Below are 22,172 nucleotides of genomic sequence, written 5' to 3'. Positions count from 1 at the left end.
AAAAAAGTGGAAAAGATCACACAAACAGAATGGGCAAGAGAGATAGGAGTATCAAAGCAATATGTCTGTTATTTAGTAAAAAAAGGAATAGTTGAGTTGGAGGATGGTTTGATCGACCGAGAGCAAGCAAATGAAGCGGTAGCAGCAATAAGAGATCCAAGTCAGCCACTGAGGAGAAAAAATCCAGAAAACGAAAATACAAGTAACCTTTCCACGATGTTGCTAAAAACTCGAATAAAAAATGAAATGGAACGAGGTAAACTTCTTGAGGCAAAAGCTAGGGCTGAGATAGGAGAACTTGTAGCAGTAGAGGAAGTGAAAAACGAAGCATTTAATGTAGCAAGAGTTGTCCGTAATAATTTGCTTAATATTCCAAATAGAGTTTCAGCACTACTTGCATCACTGAGTGAGACTGAAAAGATTCATAAGACGCTAACTGAAGAGATTACAAACTCACTCCAAGAATTATCTAACGCTAAATTTTTATAATGTCTGTTTTAGAATTAATAAAGTGTCTCATTAATCAACCTGGAGTGGATGTTAATGTCAGAGGGTTAAACGGAAAAACACCATTACATTATGCAGTAGAAATTAACGAGCTTAGCATGGTTGCGCTCTTACTGAACAGGAAAAATATTAATCCACTAATTACTGATGATGATGGTAAAAGTGCGCTCTCTTGTGCAAGAGAAGAAATATTACAAGCACTAATCAATCACAAATACGGATGGCTTTGTTGCATCGCTACTTATGAAAGGCTAACTATAGCTAGGATTATAAGCAACCTATTGAAAATCTTGTTTTTTTGCAATCAATCTGATCAAATTTAAGAATAGTAATTTATTATTTATATTAATAAACTTAATTCTATTGAAAATAGCTAAAGCATTGAAATTCTTGAATTTTAGCCGGATTAGTGAGTGGTAGTGAAATTTCTTTTACTCAAATTTAGGTATTCACTGACCGTTCTTGTTATAAATACCAGAATAATAAGCTACTGATATTCTCCATCTTTTTTATCTTTAATCCATCATAGCTAGCGATGCAACAAAGCCAATACGGATCAGAGAAAGATAGCTTACTTCATTTAGCTGCGATGTTGAATGAAGCAAATGCTGTAAGGTTTTTACTCGACAAAGGGGTTAATGTTAATGAACAGAATGCTCTACTACATACCCCATTACACTTAGCAGCAGGAGCTGGACATGAAGAAATAGTAGAAATTTTAATTAGAGAAGGAAATGCGGACAAAGATGTTCTTGACGTGAGAAATCATGCAGCAATTCATTATGCAGTAAACAACAAGAGAATAGGAGTAGTAAAAAAACTAGTAGACCTTGATGCAAATGTGAATAGGACTGGCAGTGGAGGAAATTCAACAAAGTTATCACCTCTTCACAATGCTGTAAGCATTAGCAACTATGATGAACGGGATTTATGTTTAGATATTGTAAGGTGTTTAATAAATGCGTCGAACTCCAAGGTCAATTTACAAGATTATGAAAATAAAACGCCACTACATTATGCAGATAAGTTCAAAACCATAGAAATCTTATTAACAAGAAAAGACATAGATCCTTTGATTAGAGATGATAATGGCAAAACACCATTTTGTTATGCAAGAGAAGGGAATAAACAAGATATAGTGGAAGTTTTAGTGAGTAATAAATATGGAGAAGATAAAAACAGTTTACTTCATTTAGCTGCAAAAAAAGGATACGAGGAGTTCCTAGAAGCGATTTTGGAAGAGGGAGTTGAAGTAGATATTTTAAACAATAAAGGAGAATCAGCTATATATCTTGCGGCAATAAATAGGCATTTTAATATAGTAAAATTACTGCTAAAGAAAAGAGCAGATGCTACAGATGTTTTTGAGTACGCAATAACAACAAATAACATAAAACTGATAAAGTTATTAAGCAAAGAAAAAGATATAGTTTTATTTGGAAAAAATGACAACTTTCCGACATTTCATTTATTGAGCAATAAATATTTTGAAGAAAGGAAAATAGCAGACAAAAAAATAAAGAAATACATCAATATCGTCTGTGTCTCTATAACAGTATGTGCAATAGCGATAGTGGGAATTTACCCTAACATTATAGCTGCGGTAATGGTAGGAATAGTTGCGCTCATAGCTGCAATAATAATGAGTAATTTAATTCAGAAGTATATAGAAGAAGCACTTGAAAAGAAAATGTTTACTGAACTTGAAAGTGAGAAAACAAGTGAGAGCATAAGTCCTAATTTAAGTGATGTGGAAATATCATCTAATGATGGTGAAGAGCTAGTGATATGATATACGCCACATCATTTTCTGAAGGTTTAAGACCAGACCCGCAACTTAAAGTATCAGAGTGGGCGAATGAGTATCGAGTTTTAGCAGCAACTGCAGCATCAGAGCCAGGTAAATGGAGAACAGAGAGAACTCCTTATTTAAAAGAAATCATGGATTCACTATCTCCGTCCTCACCAGCAGAAAAAGTAGTATTCATGAAAGGAGCGCAGATTGGAGGAACAGAAGCTGGTAACAATTGGATTGGCTATATCATCGATCAAACACCAGGTCCAATGCTAGTAGTACAGCCAACAGTTGAAATGGGAAAACGCTGGTCAAAAGGAAGATTTGCGCCGTTAATAGAGAGTACACCATGTTTAAAAAGTAAAGTAAAAGACCCAAGGTCAAGAGATTCGGGCAATACTGTGCAAAGTAAGGAATTTCCAGGTGGAATAGTAGTAATAACTGGAGCAAACAGCAGTGTAGGCCTCCGATCTATGCCAGTAAAATACCTCTTTCTTGATGAGATAGATGCCTATCCAGGAGATTCGGGAGGTGAAGGAGATCCAGTTTTACTCAGCATAGCCCGTACTAATACATTTGCACGGCGAAAGATTTTTTTAGTATCGACACCAACGATTCATGGAATAAGCAGAATTGAGAAAGAATTTGAAGCAACAGATAAGAGATATTTTTTTGTACCATGTCCATATTGTAATTACTATCAAGTTCTGAAATGGTCACAAATTAAATGGGAAAACAACGACTCAAGAACAGCACATTATGTCTGCACTGAATGTAGCGGCAAAATAGAAAATCATCAAAAGACAGAGATGCTTGAGCGTGGAGAATGGAGGCCTACTAATAGAGTAAAAGGTGAGAAAAAAGGATTTCATCTTTCCAGTCTTTATAGTCCAGTTGGCTGGTATAGTTGGCAACAAGCAGTAGAAGATTTTCTTCATGCAAAGGAAAGCGAACAATCACTGAAAGTTTGGATAAATACCACTTTAGGAGAAACTTGGGTAGATAAAGGAGAAGTACCAGACTGGAAGCAATTATTTAACAGGAGAGAATTTTTTCAGATTGGCACAGTACCAAAAGGCGAAGTAGTTCTCACAGCAGGTGTTGATGTCCAAAAAGATCGTTTAGAAGTAGAAGTTGTAGCATGGGGAAAAAGCCGCGAAAGTTGGTCAATAGACTACCGAGTATTTGAAGGTGATACTGGAGGAGGAGAAGTATGGGGAAAGCTTTCAGAGTTACTCAATCATCATTTTATCGGTGAAAATGATCTTGAATATATGATAAGCATGATGGCAGTTGATGCAGGGTATGCAACGCAGGAAGTTTACAACTGGGTGAGAAGTCATCAAGGGTCTGGAAGAGTAATGGCAGTGAAAGGTGTAAATAAAGCACTAGTGCCGCTGAGTAGCCCAAGTAGAGTTGATATAACAGTTGGTGGTCAAAAGCTAAAGAGAGGAATAAAGCTCTGGCCAGTAGGAGTATCGATATTAAAGTCAGAGCTTTTTCAGCTACTTAATGTTTTAAAAAACGGGGAAAAAGAAAAAGTGCCAGCAGGATATTGTCATTTTCCTGAGTATGCACCTGAATATTTTAAGCAACTAACGGCAGAGCAATTAGTCAGCAAAGTAGTAAAAGGATACACTAAACAAGAGTGGCAAAAGGTAAGAGAAAGAAATGAAGTACTAGATTGCCGAATTTATGCAAGAGCTGCATCGATAGCACTGGGAATAGACAGATGGCCAGAGAGTAAATGGAATAGTTTAAGTGAAAAACCAGAAAGTAAAAAATCAAAGAAAATAGTCAAAAGCAAATGGATCAGCAAGCAATAAATGTATAACGAAGATTATTTAATTCAAGTTGAACAAGCAATAAAGAAGCTTCAGAGTGGCGAAAGAGTGGTATCAATTGCATATGGTGACCATGTTGTGAGATATGCTGAAGTTCAGATAAATGATTTGCTCAGCCTCAGACAACGCATCAAAGGTGAACTAAAGATTGCTGGAATGAAGCCTAAACGAAAGATTATTTTTGCAACAAATAAAGGAGTTATATGAGGGAAAATTTTCTGAGAAAAGTTGTAAAAGAGGAATATTCTGAATTTTTAGAGCAATTAAAAACTTTTATAAAACTATGGGAGAATAGAGAGAGTCCAGTAAATGGAATAATAGATTTGTCACATTGGCAAGAAAATGTGGATTTTGAGTTAGCTAAAGAGAATGGTATAGTTGGAGTAATTCACAAGGCAACACAAGGGCTAAAATATGTGGATTCAAAGTATGCGAAGAGAAGAAAGAAAGCTGAAGAAGAAGGATTACTCTGGGGAGCATATCATTTTGGCACAGAAGGAAACGGCAAGAATCAAGCTGATCATTTTCTAAAAACGGTAGGCGAAAGCAAAAATACCATACTTGCGCTGGATATTGAAGAAAACAAAAGTGGCAAAAATATTACAGTTAAGCAAGCTGAGGAATTTGTAAAGAGAGTTGAAGAAGTAACAGGAAGATTACCCCTAATTTATGGCAGTAGCTATTTTCTTAAGGATTTTGCCACGCCAACTTTGACAAAATGTCCATTATGGATAGCAAGCTGGAGAAAAGAGCTCACATTACCAAAAGGCTGGAATGATTGGATTTTATGGCAATATACTGACGGTAAAACAAGTCCAGAGCCACATGAAGTAGAAGGAATCGGAAAATGTGACAGAAATAAATTTAACGGAACTTTGAAAGAATTAAGAGAATTTTGGTTAGTATGATGCTGAAAAATTTCAAACAACTATTTAGTAAGCCAAAAATCAAAAGTTCTGCTTGGGATGCGTCAGGCTCAGGAAGAAGATTTTTTCACTTTCAACCAGAGTTAGGAAGTATAAACAATTTGCTGTCTCAAAGCCTTGAAACTTTACGTAGTAGATCACGTGATATGGTGAGAAAAAATCCATATGCAGCAAATATCATTGATACCATAGTGAGTAACTCTATTGGAACAGGAATAAAACCGCAATCAAAAGCAAGAGATGGAGAATTTCGAAAGAAGGTGCAAGAATTATGGCTAAGATGGACAGATGAAGCAGACAGTAACGGAGTAAGTGATTTTTATGGATTACAAGCTCTAGTATGCAGAAGTATGATAGAGGGAGGAGAATGTTTTGTACGTTTAAGAACGAGAAAGCTGGAAGATAGATTTTCTGTACCATTACAACTGCAAGTACTTGAGTCTGAACATTTAGATAATAAAACAAATCAAACTTTAGGAAATGGTAATGTAATAAGAAACGGGATTGAGTTTAACAGGCTTGGGAAAAGAGAAGCATACTACCTATTTAAAGAACACCCTGGTGAAAGTACGTTTGGAGAGTCAGTGAGAGTACCAGCAAACGATGTTTTACATATCTATAGACCACTAAGACCTGGGCAAATTAGAGGAGAGCCATGGCTTTCTAATATACTGCTAAAGCTTTATGAACTTGATCAATATGATGATGCAGAATTAGTGAGAAAAAAGACAGCAGCGATGTTTGCAGGGTTTATTACGAGACTTGATCCTGAGGCAAATATTTTAGGAGAAGGTGAAAGTAATGAGCAAGGAGTAGCACTATCAGGTTTAGAGCCAGGAACAATGCAGCTTTTAGACCCAGGAGAAGATATAAAATTTTCAGAACCGTCAGATGTTGGAGGAAGTTATGAAGCGTTTATAAGACAGCAACTCAGGGCAATAGCGATTGGTACAGGGATAACATATGAGCAACTAACAGGAGATTTAACCGGTGTTAATTATTCATCAATCAGAGCTGGATTAATAGAGTTTCGCAGAAGGTGCGCAATGTTACAGCATAACGTTATAGTGTTCCAGTTTTGCAGACCAGTATGGAATAGATGGCTAGAATTAGCAGTACTTTGTGGAGAACTGAATATAGATGAAAAAGTGGCAAAAGCAGCGAAAGAAGAAGTAAAATGGATACCACAGGGATTTGATTGGGTAGATCCACTGAAAGACCAGCAAGCACAGCAGATGGCAGTAAGAAATGGCTTCAAAAGTCGAGCAGAAGTAGTATCAGAAATGGGTTACGATGTAGAAGAAATTGACCAAGAAATAGCAGAAGATCAAAAGCGAGCTAATTCTTTTGGACTTTGTTTCGATTCTGATGTTAATCATAAAGTAGAATAAGGGGAGGAAGTGGTGTGGATAAATAAACCAGTAATGGTAGAGAGAAGAAGCTTTGAACTACTATCATTATATAACAGCAAACAACCTATCTTTAAGAACTTAAAGCATTTTCATATAAACCCAAAAGGAATAGCAATAATACGTATTTATGGAGTTTTGACTAAAAAAACAGAAGTTTTTGATCATATTTTAGACATGACTTCGTATGAAAATATTCATGAAGAGATAGAGAGTGCTTTAGAAGATAAAAGCATAGAGACGATTCTACTTGACATAGACAGTCCAGGAGGAGAAGTAAATGGAGTATTTGACTTAGCTGATTTTATCTATAGTGCAAGAGGAAAAAAGAGGATTATTGCAATGGCCAATGATGATGCATATTCTGCTGCATATGCCATAGCTTCTAGCGCTGAAAAGATTTTTCTCACCCGCACTTCAGGAGTTGGGAGTATAGGAGTAATAGCAAGTCATATAGATCAAAGTAGGTTTGATGAAAAGCAAGGTATTAAGTACACTACAATCTTTGCTGGTAGTCGAAAGAATGATTTAAACCCACATGAGCCAATGACGTCTGAAAGTCTGGAAAGCTTACAAAAAGAAGTAGACCGACTATATGAAATGTTTGTGCAGCTAATAGCAAGAAACAGAGGTCTTTCAATTGAAAAGATTAAATCAACAGAGGCAGGGCTATATTTTGGCGAGAAAGCAATAGAAATAGGTCTTGCAGATGGAATGACAATTCTTTCTGAGTTTAAATCTATTAATAAAAAAGGGGATATTACTATGAATGAAAAAACTACAAATGACCTAGAAACTGACAATTTAACTAAGTATCGTACTGAAGTTCTTGAATTAATACGTTTATGTAACTTATCACGAATGCCAGAAAAGATAGGAGAATTTATTGAGCAGGGCGTAAGTGTTGAGCAAGCAAGGGAAGTTTTAATGGAACTGCTAGCAGAGCGAACGAAGAAGACAGAGATACTGAGTGCAATATCACAGAATTCGCCGGAAGATTTGATGATGCAAGTAGCGAAAAGTCGGTGTATTTAAATTTTATAACCGCCGTATATAGCATTGACAAAAGCGGCGGTAAGCAATTAAGGAGAAAATTTTATGAGTTGTATAACCGAACAAAATAATCTGGGTGACCTATTAAAGTATGAGACATCAAGTCTATATTCAAGAGACCAAATAACGGTAGCAAAGGGACAAAATCTTAAACTTGGTACAGTAGTGGCTCTCGATAAAGATAACATGATTAAGATAATAAATCCAACTGCCACAGATGGTACACAAACAGCGATAGGTGTGATAATAAGCGATGTAAACGCAAAGGAAAATGCCAAAGCAGTAATTATTACTCGTGGTGCAATACTAGCAGATCATGCAGTGGTGTGGCCAGCAAATATCACTGAAGAACAGAAAGCTGAAGCAATAAAGCAACTTGAAGCACGAGGGATCATCATCCGCAAGGGAGTTTAACTAGCTATTTAAAAACAGCATTAAAGGGGGAAAGATGCAAAATCCATTTACAAATACAGCATTTAGCATGACGGCACTAACAAATGCGATGAATATATTGCCGATAAATTATGGACGTGTTGAAAATTTAAATTTGTTTCCAAGTAGGTCAGTAAGATTTAGACATATTACCATAGAAGAGCAAAACGGAGTATTAAGTTTACTACCAACGCAAGTTCCAGGAGCACCAGCAACAGTAGGAAAAAGAGGAAAAAGAAAAGTAAGAACATTTACGATTCCACATATTCCTCATGATGATGTAGTGTTACCAGAAGAAGTACAGGGAATAAGGGCATTTGGATCAGAAAGTGAACTTAAAGCGCTGGCAGATGTAATAACTGATCATTTGCAGCTAATGAGAAACAAACATGCGATAACATTAGAACATTTTCGGATGGGAGCGCTCAAAGGAATAATTTTAGATGCTGATGGGTCAGAATTATTAAATCTGTACAACGAATTTGAAATAACACCAAAGGTAGTAAATTTTGCCCTTGGAACAGCAACAACTGATGTAAAACGTAAGTGTCTGGAAGTATTGAGACACATAGAAGATAATCTAAGTGGTGAATATATGACCGGAATTCATGCACTGGTAAGCTCTGAATTTTTTGATGCACTCACTTCACATGCAAAAGTAAAAGAAGCATATGAAAGATGGCAAGAAGGAGCAGCGCTAAGGAACGATATGAGGTCAGGATTTACGTTCTGCGGAATCACATTTGAGGAATATAGAGGGCAAGCAACTGACCCTGAAGGAACGGTGAGAAGATTTATTGAGAAAGATACAGGGCACTGTTTTCCACTAGGAACAGCAAGCACATTTACAACATATTTTGCACCAGCAGATTTTAATGAGACGGTAAATACACTAGGACAGCCACTCTATGCAAAACAAGAGCCAAGAAGATTTGATAGAGGAACAGATTTACATACGCAGTCAAATCCATTGCCAATGTGCCACAGACCAGGAACATTAGTAAAAGTCACTATAGCATAACATACTGGTAGAGTAACCACAAGTTGGTGAGACACAAGAGAACTCTACTAGTATATATCTTATTAGCATACTTATGAAAGAATGCAAGAGAATATTAAGAGATTATTAAAAGATTGTTTTGCCCATTTAGGAGAAGTAGCTTTGTATGAGTCGAAAAATAAGGCGTACATGGTACAAGTATTAAAGCAACAGCCAGATAAATTATACGAGATTGGTGAAGGACAATTTGTAGGAGAAACTTTAGTGTTGGAAGTAAGTGCGTTTGATGTGTTAAAGCCAATAGTAGGAGATGTTTTTGTTATAGGTGATCGAAGATATAAAGTACACTCACCGCCACTTAGAGACAAGTCTGGAATAACGTGGAAAATCAGAGCATCTGGAGTGTAAAATGTCTATTCATATAGAAGTTAATAGTATAGAAAGTGTAAACGCTGAAAGAAAAAAAATAGAATTAGCAATAGTGAGAGCATTAAACAGAACGGCACTATGGTTAAAAGCGCAAGCAGCTAAGGAAATCAGTGAGGAAAAGAAGATAAAATTAAGTTTGATAAGAAAGAGATTAAGAATTTTGTAAGTTGAAAATGTGATATAAAAGAGGATAAGAGGGAAAGATAGCCCTACTCACTATAGGAATAGGACTATCATGGGCGTGTGCGACCGGAAGAATATTGGTACTACAACCGTTTAAATCAAGGTACACTAGCCCATCTCTCGATACGTTTGAATAGTTGCTTGGGACATATATATGCACCCGTTTACAATCTTAAATTAACTAAAACTATCGAGGTTTATTATGGTTACATCTTATCAAAATTTTATTGGCATTGACATCGGAAAATTTAAAAATGTCGTTGCAATTCACAAACAGAAGAACGCTGTCAAATTTGACAATGATTCTGATGGTTGGCAACAATTATTTCAAAAGTTTTCAGATATTCTACCTAATTCTTTAGTAACTTTGGAAAACACAGGAAAATATGAGCTTGGTTTGTCACATTTTCTTATTGACAAGAATATTGCAGTACATCGAGCTAATACTCGTAAAGTAAAAAGCTTTATCTTGTCTCACGGAACTGTAGCAAAGTCTGATAAATCAGATGCGAGGGCTCTTGCTCAATATGGATTTGAACGCCATAGAACTCTCTCTCTATTTGTACCTACATCAAAAGAACAATCAACCCTGGTTGCACTTTGTCAACGTCGTGATGACATTACGCAAATGAGAGCTCAGGAAAAGTGTAGACTGGAAGCTCCTGAAAATGATCATATAAAGAAAAGTTGTCAGAAGACCATTGAATTTTTCGATAGTCAAATAAACGAACTCAATGATACTATACAAAAAATTATTGATGGAAGCCATGAACTACAACAACGTCAAAAAATCCTTAAAACAGTTTCTGGAATAGGTAAAAAGTTATCACAAGATTTTCTGTGTTTAATGCCAGAGCTTGGTTACTTAAGTAGAAAAGAAGTAGCAAGTCTTGCCGGAGTTGCACCTCATCCTAGGGAAAGTGGTAAAACTGTTGGTTACCGAAGGATTATAGGAGGTAGAAGTAATGTTCGTTCAAAGCTCTTTACATCTGCCATGTCTGCTGCAAGGTCCAAATCTGCACTTGGCACCTTTTATTCCAAGCTTGTTGAAAGTGGTAAGAAGAAGATGGTAGCTATAACAGCTCTAATGCGTAAAATTATAGTAATTGCTAATGCAAGGCTTAAAGAGGCAATTAATTTGAATGTTTAAAAATTTACATAGCAGTAATTGAAATGAATATTGTGCGTCCACACAAACTTAAAGTGCTTGTTCACATAGCTTAAACGGAAATTGTTGCAGTAGCTGTTTGATATAGAATTCTGTTCCTATGACAAACGGGTTTTTATTATCTATATGGTTGGGTAAAGTTGCAAAATTATACAAATGAAAAATTAAAAAAAAACATAGTTGATTTAAGGCGAAAACTAGCAGATTAGAAGTGTTAATTAGAGCAAATCTCTATGACATTAGAGCATCGACAATTGGCAAAATACAAAAAACAAGAAGAGGATCGAAAGTAGGAAAGCATGAGTTTATAGGAGGATTTGCAGCAGTTATGCCAAAAGGAAATAGCGGTATTTTTAAGCGTGAAGGAAGAACAGCATTACCAATACAAGAAGTAAAGCTACCAGTGGAACCAGAAGGCTCAAGAATAATAAAAGACCTTGTTAATTATGAGAGTGAGAGAGAGTTTGAGAAATACTTTAAGCATGAGCTAAACTATATTTTAAAGATATGACAAAGTTCTGGACAGATTTACATCAAGCAATTTGTACTAGACTGAAGGAAGAAATCCTAAATATACAAACATGCGAAGTATACCCGACGATAAGAAAAGAATTGTTAGCACCAGCGGTTTTTGTGGAACTTAGCAGTCTTGAAAAAGGACATGATCCAGGAACAGAAGAATTAGCGTTGAAAGCAAGATTTGAAGCACGAATTGTGATTGATAGCACAATAGAAAATGCAGCTATTATTGTCAGAACACTAGCTGCTGAGGTTGCGAGAGTAGTAAATAAAAATACTTGGAACGTGAAGAATGTTTCGCCAGGAGAATTTATATCAGGAGGAGGAGATGATTTTAGGCCAGAGTTAGATGCGTATTTAGTGTGGTTGATTGAGTGGGTGCATACAATACACGTAGGTCGATCTATTTGGGAAGAAGGAAAATTTAGGCCACACAAAATAGAAATAGGTGAAATAAATGTTAGAAAATAATTTTGCAATTTCGGAGTTACAGAGGAAAATGGCCAACATTGTTCGTATAGGAGTTGTAAAAGAAGTAGATTATGAAAAAGCAAAAGTAAGAGTGAAAATAGGAGAATTTTTAACAGATTATTTACCGTGGATAACGATGAAAGCTGGAGAAGATAGAAGTTGGCTTCCACCTAATATTGATGAGCAGGTGATAGTATTGTCGCCATTTGGGGAATTATCATTAGGGGCAGTGCTGGCTGGAATATATCAACAGAAGTATGCTGCCCCAGAGAATAAAAAAGAAATAAATAGTGTGAAGTTTCAAGATGGAACAAGATTGTTATATGATAAAGAGAATCATCATTTAGAGATTAAAGTAGTAGACAAAATAACATTGAAAGCTGGGGGATCGAGCATAGAGATGACGAAGAGCGAAATAAAACTGAAAGCAGATAGAATAAACCTTAATTAAATGAATAAATCGGTTGTGCGATTAGGGGATTATTGTGGAGAAGCAACACCGCATTTTTGCATTAGTGGGAGTAACAATGTTTTTGTAAATGGTAAGCCAACGTGCAGACAAGGAAACAGTTTTAGTGAAGGAAAAGTAATGATTCAAGGATCAAAAACAGTATTTGCAAATGGCTATGGTGTAGGAAGAGTAGGAGATATAGTTTCATGTGGGTTTAAAGTAATAAAAGGCAGTAAAAACGTGTTTGCAGGCTAAAAATGAAAGGAATGGATGCTAAAACAGGAAAAGCGTTAGAAGGAATAGAGCACTTAAAGCAATCGATAATTGATATACTGACTACACCGATAGGATCGCGAGTTATGATGAGGAATTATGGGTCTAGGCTATTTGAATTAGTGGATAAACCAATCAGTAGAGATTTAACTTTGGAAATCTATTCAGCAACAGCAGAAGCACTGGGGAAATTTGAGAGGAGATTTAAGTTAGAAAAAGTAAAGATTGCTGAAGTTAAAGAAGGAAAAATGACTCTTGTACTAGAAGGTATTTATCTTTCAGAAGGCAAATTCATAGATATTAGCGGAATAGTTGTTTAGAAATGCAGCAGCCAAATATTATCGAACCACTGAACTTTGAAGAGATTTTTTCTCGGATGAAGGAAGAGTTAGTGAAGTGTGATGCAAGTTTTACAGCATTAGTAGAAAGTGACCCAGCGATGAAGGTATTAGAAGTAGCAGCATGGAGAGAACTTTTGCTAAGACAAAGGATAAACGAAGCTGTAAAGGGTAATTTACTTAAATTTGCAATGGGAGAAGATCTTGATAATTTGGCTGAATTTTATGGAGTAGAGAGAGAAAAAGAAGAAGAGGACGAACGATTTAGAAAGAGGGTAAAAGCAAAAATAAAAGGCTGGAGTACAGGAGGAAGTAAAGAGTATTATCGTTATCATGCACTGTCAGCAGATAGTAGAGTAAAAGATGCATTAGTAGAATCACCTATACCAGGGAAAGTACAAATTTCAATCTTATCAACAGAATTATCCACAACTGGCATAGCGTTAGAAGAGCTACTTGAAGTTGTAAAAAAGCAGGTTACTAGAAATGATATGAGGGTTTTAACCGATACAGTAAAAGTGATAGGTTGCAATATTACGGAAATAGATATTCACAGCAGAATGATCATAAGTCCTTTAATATCAAAGGAGGAAATTAAGGAGCAGTTCATCAAGAAGTTTGAAGCAAGTAGAAGGCTGGGATGGAATGTTACAAGATCTTGGATAATAGCAAACCTATTTGTAGAGGGTGTAGAAAACGTAGAATTAATCGAGCCAAAAGAGGATGTTGTAGTATTGGGGAATGAGTGTGCAGTGCTTGGCCACGTCAAGTTAGATAGGATTTAAAACGTATTTTTTTGTTTTGTGGAATCGTACCAGTGAGGGGATTGCGTGCAATAAGTGGTTTAAGGTTTACTGGATAAAAATGACCAATGTTAGGGAGACGAAAGTATTGATTTTCTTCCAGAAGTTGTAATTTGTTTTTTAAAGTATGGATAATATGGTTAAATATTATGGAAAGTGTTTTCGATATTAAGAACATCTTTATTTTTGATCAGTTCTGCAATGATCTCTTGCTTACTCATAAGCTACCTAAATAAAGGAAATTAAAGCAACTTGAAAGAAAAGACAAATGAAAAGTTTATTACCGCCAAACGCAACAAAGCAAGAGCAAGCACTGGTTGATGCAATAGATTATAAGGTTGATCCAAGCTGTATTAGAGGATTTAAATTTAGATTGGAAGAAGAAACATTGCCGTGGATAATAGAAGAATATGGCTTAGAAGAAATACTACGCTGGGTAAAAGATAGAAGAAAAGCAGTAGTAGAAGGAGTAAAATTTCAAAGACTGAGAGGAACTCCAGCATCACTTAAAATAGCACTAAAGTGGGCAAATATAGAAGATATTACAATTATTGAAGAGCCACCCGGTAAACACTTTTTTGAGTTGCAGGTAGGGATAAGAGACGTACCAAATGATTTCTTTGTTGATGCAGTAGTAGAGCTTGCAAAACTATCATTACCTGCAAGATCGAGACTAATGAGAATTTTTAACGATCACTACAACATTGGTAGGTTCATTTTAGATGAAAGTTTTTTTGGAAATTTGTTATCGGATTACTCAGGTGTAAAAATAGAAGAAGATGGACCGGTGTTATCATTTGGGAGAGTAAATTTTTTCAGGTCTAGTGGTCCATTAATTGAGGTTATAGAGAGTTATCTACGCGATCATCATGAACGAGCTTTAAGCAATGATATATACCGGCTAGATGTAGCAATACTTGGAGAAACCGAGCCTCACACAAAGAATTATAACGGTATTTATGAAAGAAGTCATCAGTGGAATAATTTAAAAACGCTATACCCTTTACCACAGAGCTTATTACCTGAGATTAAGTTTGCAAAAGCGCAAGTTATATTATCGGACAGTTGGAACTTGGGGGAAATAAACGCATGTTTTCCAGTTGGTAGTGTGGAAGAAAAAGGAAGTAAATTTTTACTAGGAAGTAGTAAACTGTCTGAAGAACTGTGGAACTTAAAGTACAAGCCAATTTTAGAAAGGTTTAGCGTTACTCACCATTACAAGGTAGAAGATTTTACCAACCAAAAAGTTATAAGATTTGGTGTGGCAGAACACTATGTTCATTTTGAAAACAATTTAGATTTAAAGCAAAAGGACGCAATACACGAGTTAGAAAATTACATTTTAGTGTTTTACCCAGGTGTACTAACGTGGCACGAACATCGTCATTTGAACAGAAGTTGGAAAAATAGCCAAGTAATATCTATAATAAGTTAAGTACTTATATTTATATCCTCATATATTATATTAATAATAGGTTAAAATGTATGAAATAAAAAGAAAAAGACTTGCTTTCTCATGCTAAAAAGGACATGACTTGAATAGCGGCAGGTAAATATAAGAAATTTGTCTGGCGCTAGAAAAGCTAATTTTGTGAGGTAAGTATGAAGTTTAGCAAAGAAAAGAGAGAATCTTTTAGTAAGTTTTTTAAAGAAGTATCAAGTAACGGGTTTAAAAACATTAATAAAAGAAATGAAGAAGGAGAGACGATATTGCATCAAGCAGTAGAAATCTCTGATTACAAAACAGTGAGGTTATTAATAAAAAAAGGAGCAGAGGTAAATGCAAGAGATAAGAAGGGTTATACACCACTGCACTGTGCAGTATTTGCGAAAAGCTTAGAAAATGTAAAGGTGCTGATAAGGTCGGGAGCGGAAGTAAATGCCACTCAATATGTCACTGGATGTACGCCACTGCACTCTGCATGCAAAATAGGAGGAGCAGGAGTTGAAATAATAAAAGAGCTAGTAAAGGCCGGAGCTGAAGTTAATCAACTGAATAAGTACGGTGCAACACCAATGTATTACATCTGGGAAAGTGAAAAGTATCGTCTATGTGATAGCAAAGAAAGTGAAAAGGCAAGTAAATTTCTGAGAGAAAAAGGAGGAGTAACAAAAAGTAGAGAATTGACGTGCTATGGAATAGAGAGGCTAGTGGGAGAAATAGCAGACATGTTGAATGGGAGCTATATGCCGGAGCTAAAAATAATAGAGATAGGAGAAATAAGGAAGAGAGACAAATCACTAATAAAGGAAGAATGTGAAAATTTAGCAAGCAAGATAATGAGCCAAGTGAACGAAATGATAGATGAGGTGGTGAGAAAGAAGGCTTAAAAGAGGGGCTTAAATTTAAAGAAAAGGTGAGGTAGATTATGAGTAAAAAAGAAAAAGAGGAGTCACTATTAGAGAACTCATGTAAAAATATTTATGAAAGAGATGAGAATGGAAGAACAGTTCTACATTATGCAGTAGACGCAAAAACAGTGAGGTTATTAATCGAAAAAGGAGTGAATGTGAATGCAGCAGATGCAAGAGGATATACAGCACTGCACCTAGCGGTAACGGAGAAGAATCTAGAAAATGTAAAAGAGTTAATAAGATCAGGAGGGAATATTAATGCTGAAGAGTATGGCAGTAAATGCACACCTCTGCACCTTGCATGTATGGTAGGAGAAAAAGAAATAGTAAAAGAGCTAGTAAAAGCAGGGGCTGAAATAGAGCAAGCAGATAAATTTGGAATGACAGCAATGGATTATAGTAAAGAAGTAACCGAGGTATTAAAGAAAGAAACAGACAGAATTGAAAAGCTATTTATGAAGGGCTAAAAATATGGAGAAAGAAATAGAAAAGAAAGTGATGAATTTGGAGAAAAAAACGTTAGAAGAGCTAAGGAGAATATGGAAGAAGGTATATGGAAAAGAAGCGCCTAGATACTCAAAGAAATACCTGATACCAAGATTAGCTTATAGAATGCAGGAAAAAGCGTATGGAGAAATGTCAAGAAAGGGGACAAAAAGACTAGAATATCTGGCAGATCGGCTAGAGAAAGGAAAAAGAATAAGTAGTGACAAACTACCAGCAGCAGGAACAGAGCTAATATTAGAGAGAGGGGAAGAAACGCATGCAGTGATGGTAACAGATAAGGGTTTGATCTACAAAGAAGAGTTTTATACATCATTGTCAGCAGTAGCAGGAAAAATAATGGGAATGAGCTACAATGGACCGCTCTTGTTTGGGATGCGTGAAAAGGAGAGAAAAAGTGTGTGAAGAAATAAGATGTGCGATATATACGAGAAAATCAAATGAGGATGGGCTAGAAAAAAAGTTTAACAGTCTTGATGCCCAGCGAGTAGCATGTGAAAAGTACATAAAGAGCAGAGAAGGCTGGGTGATATTGGCAAAAAGGTACGATGATGGAGGATATTCAGGGAAAAATTTAGAAAGACCAGCGATAAAGGAATTGTTTGAAGATGTAAAAACAGGAGAAGTAGATTGTGTAGTAGTATATACATTAGACAGACTATCAAGGGAAACAAAAGACAGCATCGAAGTAACATCATTTTTTAGAAGGCACCGAGTAAATTTTGTAGCAGTAACGCAGATATTTGATAATAATACGCCAATGGGAAAGTTCGTACAAACAGTGTTATCAGGAGCAGCACAACTAGAAAGAGAAATGATAGTAGAGAGAGTAAAAAACAAAATAGCAACATCAAAAGAACAAGGTTTATGGATGGGTGGAACTTTACCACTTGGGTATGATGTAAAAGATAAAGAATTAATAATAAATGAGAAAGAAGCAAAAACAGTAAAGCATATATTTGAAAGATATTTGGAGCTGAAGTCAATGGCAGAGTTGGCAAGAGAGTTAAACAGAGAAGGATACCGAACAAAATCAGATATCTTTAAAAAAGCGACGGTAAGGAGAATAATAACAAATCCAATATATATGGGAAAGATAAGACATTATGAGAAAGAGTATGAAGGAAAGCATGAAGCAATAATAGAGGAAGAAAAATGGCAAAAAGCACAAGAATTAATAAGGAATCAGCCATATAGAAAAGCAAAATATGAGGAAGCGCTGCTTAGGGGAATAATTAAGTGCAAGAGCTGTGGTGTAAATATGACACTGACATATGCAAAAAAAGAGAATAAGAGATATCGATATTATGTATGCAACAATCACTTAAGGGGAAAGAATTGTGAATCAGTAAATCGAACAATAGTAGCAGGAGAGGTGGAAAAAGAAGTGATGAAGAAAACGGAAGATTTATATGAAAAATGGGGAGAAAAAGCGGAAGAGTGGAAAAATTTAAGTTTTGGAAAGCAAAAAGAAGTAGTGAAAAAGTTAATAAAGAGAGTAATGGTGAGAGAGGATGGAATAGAGGTGCATTCTGGGTCAGAGGAAAAATTTATACCAATAAAGAAGAAAGTAAGCAAATGCACAGTAGTAGAACCAGAAGGAAAAACAAACAATGCACTACTGAAAGCAGTGGTGAGAGCCCACCTATGGAAACGGCAACTTGAAGAGGGAAAATATAGAAGTGTGAAGGAACTGAGTGCCAAAATTAGTATAGGTACAAGACGTATACAGCAAATTTTGAGATTAAATTATTTAGCTCCGAAGATTAAAGAAGACATAGTAAATGGGAGGCAGCCACGGGGTTTGAAGTTAGCTGACTTGAGGGAAATACCGGTGTTGTGGAGTGAGCAACTAGAGAAATTTTATGGATTAGCGGCGTAATTACACCATTTATAAAAACAACAAAAGGAGAGAAACTATGAACACCAAAACTATTGAAAGGTATTGCTGAGAAATAAGAAAGGTAGCCAAATTGCCGCTACTGCAGTTGATACAGAGGAATCAAGGACCTCTGATGTACCAAAAGATGTTGAGGTAAAAGAACAAACTAATGCTGAAAAAGCTACAGAAATCGACACTCAATTGTGTGAAAATATCAACGAAAATAGTGATGATCTTAATACACTTCAACCTACATGTGAAACCAGCGAAAAAGCCCAAAACTCCTCAATAGAAACGCCAAATGCCACTGACAGCCCCTCTTTAGCTGTGTGTTTTGATGGCGATGCAATAGACAAAAAAGACAACCCATCAATAAAAACAACGCAGCAAAGACAAACAATCTTAACTGGTTTTGTTGGTACAGCGTTATTAGTGAGTAGTGTTGCTATATCCTGGAAATGCACGTTATAGCGGTAATTGGCGGGGATTGGCTTATGTAGGTTTTGCGCTGTACAATCTTTATAAAGCCCAATACCAAACTCGAAAAAGTTGAAGATGTAGAACAACTTATACCAAATTCCATTACTAATCGAACAAATAAGAAACATTACAAACTCGTTTAATAGTAGTGCTGGAAATACTGACAATAAAATTACACACAACATCTTCAAGTAAGCCTATGGTATCGTAGACTCTGTTGCGTAAAGTATTGTGTTTGATATATTGCCACAACCTCTCAACAGGATTCAGTTCAGGTGAATAAGGAGGCAAGTATATAATGGTAATGTTTTCCTGAAATTTCAAACTTTTTGATCTATGCCAACTTGCACAATCCATTACAAGAAAGGCTTCTTTCGTGCCTAAATCTTTCGACATCTGCTCCAGAAATATATTCATACAATCAGTGTTTACATATGGAGCAAGTAGGCTAATTTCCTTACCACTTCTTGGATTTACCGCACTGTAGATATAGAAATTTTGTCTACCGATTTTTATTTTAACCTGCGTTCTGATCCCTTTTTTGAACCATCCGTGTCCGATTTTTGAATGAGTTCCAAATCGTGATTCATCAAAAAAATACCTCCTTTTCAGGGTGGGAATTGACTATTTTATTGAAGTATTTTTTAAACTCTTCTTGCTTGTTTTTATCTTGTTTATGGTGCATTGGCCTTGGTGTTATGTAAGAAAATTTCATCCTTTGTATCTCACGGTGCACTGTTGATTTACCGATGTTTAGGTCAAATTCCTCTGAGATTTTTATTCGCACTTCCTTAATAGTAATATTTGGATTTTTTTCTACCCATATTTCAATTTGCTTACGTTGATTTTTGTTTAATTTGCTTTTTCTTCGCCGCTGAGACGGGGCAAATAGTTTTTCTACTCTACCAAATTTTAGATGCTTTATCCATTCAGTCAAAGCAGTCCTTGAAATTTTACATATTCTTGCTACAGCGCTTATACTACTTTCTTTTCCTGCTATTACCGCTTGTAACTTTTTTGAAACATATGCATTATTTCTGACCTTTTTTAACATTTCTTTCGCCAAATTTACAACTTTTTCGTCTAATAGTTTTGACCTTAATGCCATTTAAACCTCGCTATTTCACTTACTTTAGTATAGCTTTTTTTCCATTATCTTCTATCTGTTCTTTGTATAGTGGGAATTGGTATTAGCTAGTTGTCACTCTCTAATCCTGCAAATTGGCGTACTATACTGTCTTAAACGACTTATAAGCGCGTTTCAGCTTATATAGGTAAAAACCCAGAAATGTTGTGAAGACATAAGGTGCACATAGTGCAAAAAATTAAAAATAAGACGCCAACTACGTTGTTTTCTTGCTGTTTAATCTGCACAGATGAAGATAACTGAATACCTTCAGTACCATGATAAGGGGGCTGGCGAAGGGTGTCAAGTAAGTTTTTCGTTTCTAACGGTTGTTGCCAAAAACTATACAAGAAGTCTTTTAAGATCAATCACTTATCTTTAAAGCTTGAATAAAAGCATTCTGTGGAATATTTACGTTCCCTATAGAATGCAACCTTTTTTTACCCTTCTTTTGCTTTTCAAGCAGTTTCATTCTTCGCGTTACATCTCCACCATAGAGTTTAGCTGTTACATCTTTTCTATATGGATTAATCGTTTCTCTGGCAATAATTTTCCCGCCCACTGCCGCTTGAATCGCGATTTTATATTGCTGACGTGGTATTAGATCCTTCAAGCGTGCGCATATTTCACGCCCCCTTTTTTCTGCTCTGCTTTTGTGAGCGATACAAGCCAGTGCATCTACGGGCTCTCCATTAATTAAAAAGCTTAATTTATCTATTTGGCTTACCAGATAGCTGGAAATTTCCCAATCCAAACTTGCATACCCCTTGGAAATTGATTTTAATCGATCATAAAAGTCAAAAACAACTTCAGACAGTGGTAACTTATATCTTAACAATGCTGTTGTTGTGTTACCAATGTAAGATAAATCTTCCTGTTCTCCCCTCCTCTCTTCACATAATGATAGAATCTCACCTAAATATTGGTCAGGGACCATTATAGTTGCAGTAATCCACGGCTCTTCTACCATTTGAATCTTTGTTGGATCTGGCATGTCACTAGGATTATGAATGCTCAGAACTTCACCACCTTGCGTTGTAACCTTATATATAACACTCGGTGCAGTTGCTGTTAGATCTAAATCAAATTCTCTCTCGAGCCTTTCTTGAATAACTTCAAGATGCAACATTCCCAAAAAACCACAACGAAATCCATAGCCTAGCGCATTTGAAGTTTCTGCTTCAAAAGTAAAACTTGCATCATTCAAATGTAATTTTTCCAGTGCTTCTCTTAAATATTTAAAGTCGTCCGTTTTATTAGGAAAAATACTACAAAATACCACAGGGTGCACTTCTTTAAAACCAGGCAATGCCTTGCTGCACGGTCTTTTCTCTTCAGTAATAGTGTCTCCCACTCTACAGTCTGCAACTTCCTTCATTGAAGCAGTGATAAAACCAACTTCACCTGCTGAGAGTTCACCTGTCATTACTTTTTTAGGAGTAAAAATACCGATATTGTCCACTTGGTATGTAGAGTTATTAGACATCATAACAATCTTCATGCCCTTTTTTAGCACTCCATTTTTAATTCGTACTAAAATTACTACTCCCAAATAAGTGTCATACCAACTATCAACTAAAATTGCCTGTAGTGGAGCATTCACATCACCTTGAGGAGCTGGAAGTTTTGCCACTATTGCTTCCAGTACATCTTTTATCCCAAGTCCAGTTTTTGCCGATATTAAAACTGACTCACTTGCGTCAATACCAATTATTTCCTCAACCTGGAGTTTTACCCCTTCTGGATCTGCAGCAGGAAGATCAACTTTATTGAGCACAACTATTATTTCATGGTTGTTGTCAATAGCTTTATATACATTTGCAAGGGTTTGTGCTTCAACGCCCTGGCTACTATCTACTACTAAAAGTGAACCTTCACATGCAGCTAAGCTTCGACTTACCTCGTAAGAAAAGTCAACGTGACCTGGGGTGTCCATGAGATTTAGGCAATATTGATTACCGTCATTTGCCGTATAATTGAGTTTTACCGTCTGTGCTTTAATTGTAATGCCACGTTCACGCTCTATATCCATTGAATCGAGTATTTGATTGATCATTTCTCTTGCCTCAAGGCCGTTACATTTCTCTATTAAACGGTCAGCAAGCGTTGACTTACCGTGGTCTATATGCGCTATTATTGCAAAATTTCTTATGTTGTTCATTTATGGCCTACTATACTTAATTAGTAAAACTATTTTACATTTTAAGTGTTATCAGGGCAATTA

General features: G+C 36.0%; 25 protein-coding genes and 3 pseudogenes. 25 read left to right on the top strand and 3 right to left on the bottom strand.

Going from position 1 to position 22,172, the window contains the following annotated elements; translation table 11 throughout:
* The first annotated feature begins 6 nt into the window (after window positions 1-6).
* From OOK92_RS07480 to OOK92_RS07390, 19 genes and pseudogenes are all read left to right on the top strand, one after another.
* A complete protein-coding gene (locus OOK92_RS07480) occupies window positions 7-489 on the top strand; it encodes a hypothetical protein (protein ID WP_264735725.1) in 483 nt (160 codons plus the stop codon).
* Window positions 489-728, top strand: a pseudogene (locus tag OOK92_RS07475) (ankyrin repeat domain-containing protein); the annotation flags it as partial. The gene OOK92_RS07480 and the pseudogene OOK92_RS07475, both read left to right, overlap by 1 nt.
* Before the next feature lie 314 nt (window positions 729-1,042).
* Window positions 1,043-2,299 carry an ankyrin repeat domain-containing protein gene (locus OOK92_RS07470; protein ID WP_264735724.1) on the top strand — a complete coding sequence of 419 codons (1,257 nt, stop codon included), beginning with the start codon at window positions 1,043-1,045 and terminating at the stop codon, window positions 2,297-2,299.
* Window positions 2,296-4,128, top strand: coding sequence for a phage terminase large subunit family protein (locus OOK92_RS07465; RefSeq protein ID WP_264735723.1), 1,833 nt, complete (start codon window positions 2,296-2,298; stop codon window positions 4,126-4,128). The genes OOK92_RS07470 and OOK92_RS07465 overlap by 4 nt, the downstream gene beginning before the upstream one ends.
* Window positions 4,129-4,353, top strand: coding sequence for a gpW family head-tail joining protein (locus OOK92_RS07460; protein WP_114517459.1), 225 nt, complete (start codon window positions 4,129-4,131; stop codon window positions 4,351-4,353).
* Window positions 4,350-5,054: a glycoside hydrolase family 25 protein gene (locus tag OOK92_RS07455; RefSeq protein ID WP_264735722.1), complete on the top strand. Its 705-nt coding sequence runs from the start codon at window positions 4,350-4,352 to the stop codon at window positions 5,052-5,054. The genes OOK92_RS07460 and OOK92_RS07455 overlap by 4 nt, the downstream gene beginning before the upstream one ends.
* The gene (locus OOK92_RS07450) at window positions 5,051-6,463 is read left to right on the top strand and encodes a phage portal protein (RefSeq protein ID WP_264735721.1); all 1,413 of its coding nucleotides are present in this window, start codon (window positions 5,051-5,053) and stop codon (window positions 6,461-6,463) included. The genes OOK92_RS07455 and OOK92_RS07450 overlap by 4 nt, the downstream gene beginning before the upstream one ends.
* Before the next feature lie 33 nt (window positions 6,464-6,496).
* Window positions 6,497-7,516 (top strand): S49 family peptidase, encoded by a 1,020-nt coding sequence (locus OOK92_RS07445; RefSeq protein WP_406722705.1) that lies wholly within the window; start codon window positions 6,497-6,499, stop codon window positions 7,514-7,516.
* A gap of 63 nt (window positions 7,517-7,579) precedes the next feature.
* Window positions 7,580-7,948: a head decoration protein gene (locus OOK92_RS07440; protein ID WP_264735719.1), complete on the top strand. Its 369-nt coding sequence runs from the start codon at window positions 7,580-7,582 to the stop codon at window positions 7,946-7,948.
* A 34-nt stretch (window positions 7,949-7,982) separates the two neighbouring features.
* On the top strand, window positions 7,983-8,987 hold the full coding sequence (locus OOK92_RS07435) for a major capsid protein (protein ID WP_264735715.1): 1,005 nt from the start codon (window positions 7,983-7,985) through the stop codon (window positions 8,985-8,987).
* A gap of 81 nt (window positions 8,988-9,068) precedes the next feature.
* Window positions 9,069-9,374: a head-tail joining protein gene (locus OOK92_RS07430; RefSeq protein WP_264735714.1), complete on the top strand. Its 306-nt coding sequence runs from the start codon at window positions 9,069-9,071 to the stop codon at window positions 9,372-9,374.
* A 1-nt stretch (window position 9,375) separates the two neighbouring features.
* Window positions 9,376-9,555: pseudogene (locus OOK92_RS07425) on the top strand (phage tail protein); the annotation flags it as partial.
* 225 nt (window positions 9,556-9,780) lie between these two features.
* On the top strand, window positions 9,781-10,728 hold the full coding sequence (locus OOK92_RS07420; protein WP_264711509.1) for an IS110 family RNA-guided transposase: 948 nt from the start codon (window positions 9,781-9,783) through the stop codon (window positions 10,726-10,728).
* Between the two features lie 202 nt (window positions 10,729-10,930).
* A pseudogene (locus OOK92_RS07415) lies at window positions 10,931-11,257 on the top strand (phage tail protein); the annotation flags it as partial.
* A complete protein-coding gene (locus OOK92_RS07410) occupies window positions 11,254-11,736 on the top strand; it encodes a hypothetical protein (RefSeq protein WP_264735713.1) in 483 nt (160 codons plus the stop codon). The pseudogene OOK92_RS07415 and the gene OOK92_RS07410, both read left to right, overlap by 4 nt.
* Window positions 11,723-12,187 (top strand): phage baseplate assembly protein V, encoded by a 465-nt coding sequence (locus OOK92_RS07405; RefSeq protein WP_264735712.1) that lies wholly within the window; start codon window positions 11,723-11,725, stop codon window positions 12,185-12,187. The genes OOK92_RS07410 and OOK92_RS07405 overlap by 14 nt, the downstream gene beginning before the upstream one ends.
* Entirely contained in the window at window positions 12,188-12,442 is a 255-nt protein-coding gene (locus tag OOK92_RS07400) for a PAAR domain-containing protein (RefSeq protein ID WP_264735711.1), read from the top strand.
* Between the two features lie 2 nt (window positions 12,443-12,444).
* Window positions 12,445-12,780, top strand: a complete 336-nt coding sequence (locus OOK92_RS07395) for a GPW/gp25 family protein (protein WP_264735710.1) — start codon at window positions 12,445-12,447, stop codon at window positions 12,778-12,780.
* 2 nt (window positions 12,781-12,782) lie between these two features.
* Complete coding sequence (locus OOK92_RS07390) at window positions 12,783-13,583, top strand: baseplate assembly protein (RefSeq protein WP_264735709.1); 801 nt, start codon at window positions 12,783-12,785, stop codon at window positions 13,581-13,583.
* Here the strand turns inward: OOK92_RS07390 and OOK92_RS08500 are convergent.
* Complete coding sequence (locus tag OOK92_RS08500) at window positions 13,564-13,779, bottom strand: HU family DNA-binding protein (protein WP_406722545.1); 216 nt, start codon at window positions 13,777-13,779, stop codon at window positions 13,564-13,566. The genes OOK92_RS07390 and OOK92_RS08500 overlap by 20 nt on opposite strands.
* A 90-nt stretch (window positions 13,780-13,869) precedes the next feature.
* Between OOK92_RS08500 and OOK92_RS07385 the strand changes: the two genes are divergently transcribed.
* The 6 genes from OOK92_RS07385 to OOK92_RS07360 all read left to right on the top strand — a co-directional run bounded on the left by OOK92_RS07385 (window position 13,870) and on the right by OOK92_RS07360 (window position 18,813).
* Window positions 13,870-15,036 (top strand): phage tail protein, encoded by a 1,167-nt coding sequence (locus OOK92_RS07385; protein WP_264735707.1) that lies wholly within the window; start codon window positions 13,870-13,872, stop codon window positions 15,034-15,036.
* 167 nt (window positions 15,037-15,203) lie between these two features.
* A complete protein-coding gene (locus OOK92_RS07380; RefSeq protein ID WP_264735706.1) occupies window positions 15,204-15,932 on the top strand; it encodes an ankyrin repeat domain-containing protein in 729 nt (242 codons plus the stop codon).
* Window positions 15,933-15,970: 38 nt separating this feature from the next.
* Window positions 15,971-16,423, top strand: coding sequence for an ankyrin repeat domain-containing protein (locus OOK92_RS07375; RefSeq protein ID WP_264735705.1), 453 nt, complete (start codon window positions 15,971-15,973; stop codon window positions 16,421-16,423).
* Between the two features lie 4 nt (window positions 16,424-16,427).
* Window positions 16,428-16,865 (top strand): DUF2924 domain-containing protein, encoded by a 438-nt coding sequence (locus OOK92_RS07370; protein WP_264735704.1) that lies wholly within the window; start codon window positions 16,428-16,430, stop codon window positions 16,863-16,865.
* On the top strand, window positions 16,858-18,342 hold the full coding sequence (locus OOK92_RS07365) for a recombinase family protein (protein ID WP_264735703.1): 1,485 nt from the start codon (window positions 16,858-16,860) through the stop codon (window positions 18,340-18,342). The genes OOK92_RS07370 and OOK92_RS07365 overlap by 8 nt, the downstream gene beginning before the upstream one ends.
* A 63-nt stretch (window positions 18,343-18,405) precedes the next feature.
* Window positions 18,406-18,813 (top strand): hypothetical protein, encoded by a 408-nt coding sequence (locus OOK92_RS07360; RefSeq protein WP_264735702.1) that lies wholly within the window; start codon window positions 18,406-18,408, stop codon window positions 18,811-18,813.
* Window positions 18,814-18,927: 114 nt separating this feature from the next.
* On the opposite strand, the gene OOK92_RS07355 is transcribed toward OOK92_RS07360, so the two are convergent.
* Together OOK92_RS07355 and lepA are read right to left on the bottom strand one after the other, a co-directional pair.
* Window positions 18,928-19,930 (bottom strand): IS630 family transposase gene (locus OOK92_RS07355; protein WP_264735405.1). Its coding sequence is split into 2 segments (ribosomal slippage): window positions 18,928-19,419 and window positions 19,421-19,930, totalling 1,002 coding nucleotides; the frame shifts between segments, so codons are not numbered across the junction.
* Between the two features lie 382 nt (window positions 19,931-20,312).
* Window positions 20,313-22,109: a translation elongation factor 4 gene (gene lepA / locus OOK92_RS07350; RefSeq protein ID WP_264735701.1), complete on the bottom strand. Its 1,797-nt coding sequence runs from the start codon at window positions 22,107-22,109 to the stop codon at window positions 20,313-20,315.
* Between the last annotated feature and the right edge of the window lie 63 nt (window positions 22,110-22,172).

It is taken from the genome of Wolbachia endosymbiont (group A) of Rhinocyllus conicus (assembly GCF_947250775.1).
GTDB lineage: Bacteria > Pseudomonadota > Alphaproteobacteria > Rickettsiales > Anaplasmataceae > Wolbachia.
This window is presented reverse-complemented; position numbering and strand designations above follow the sequence as displayed.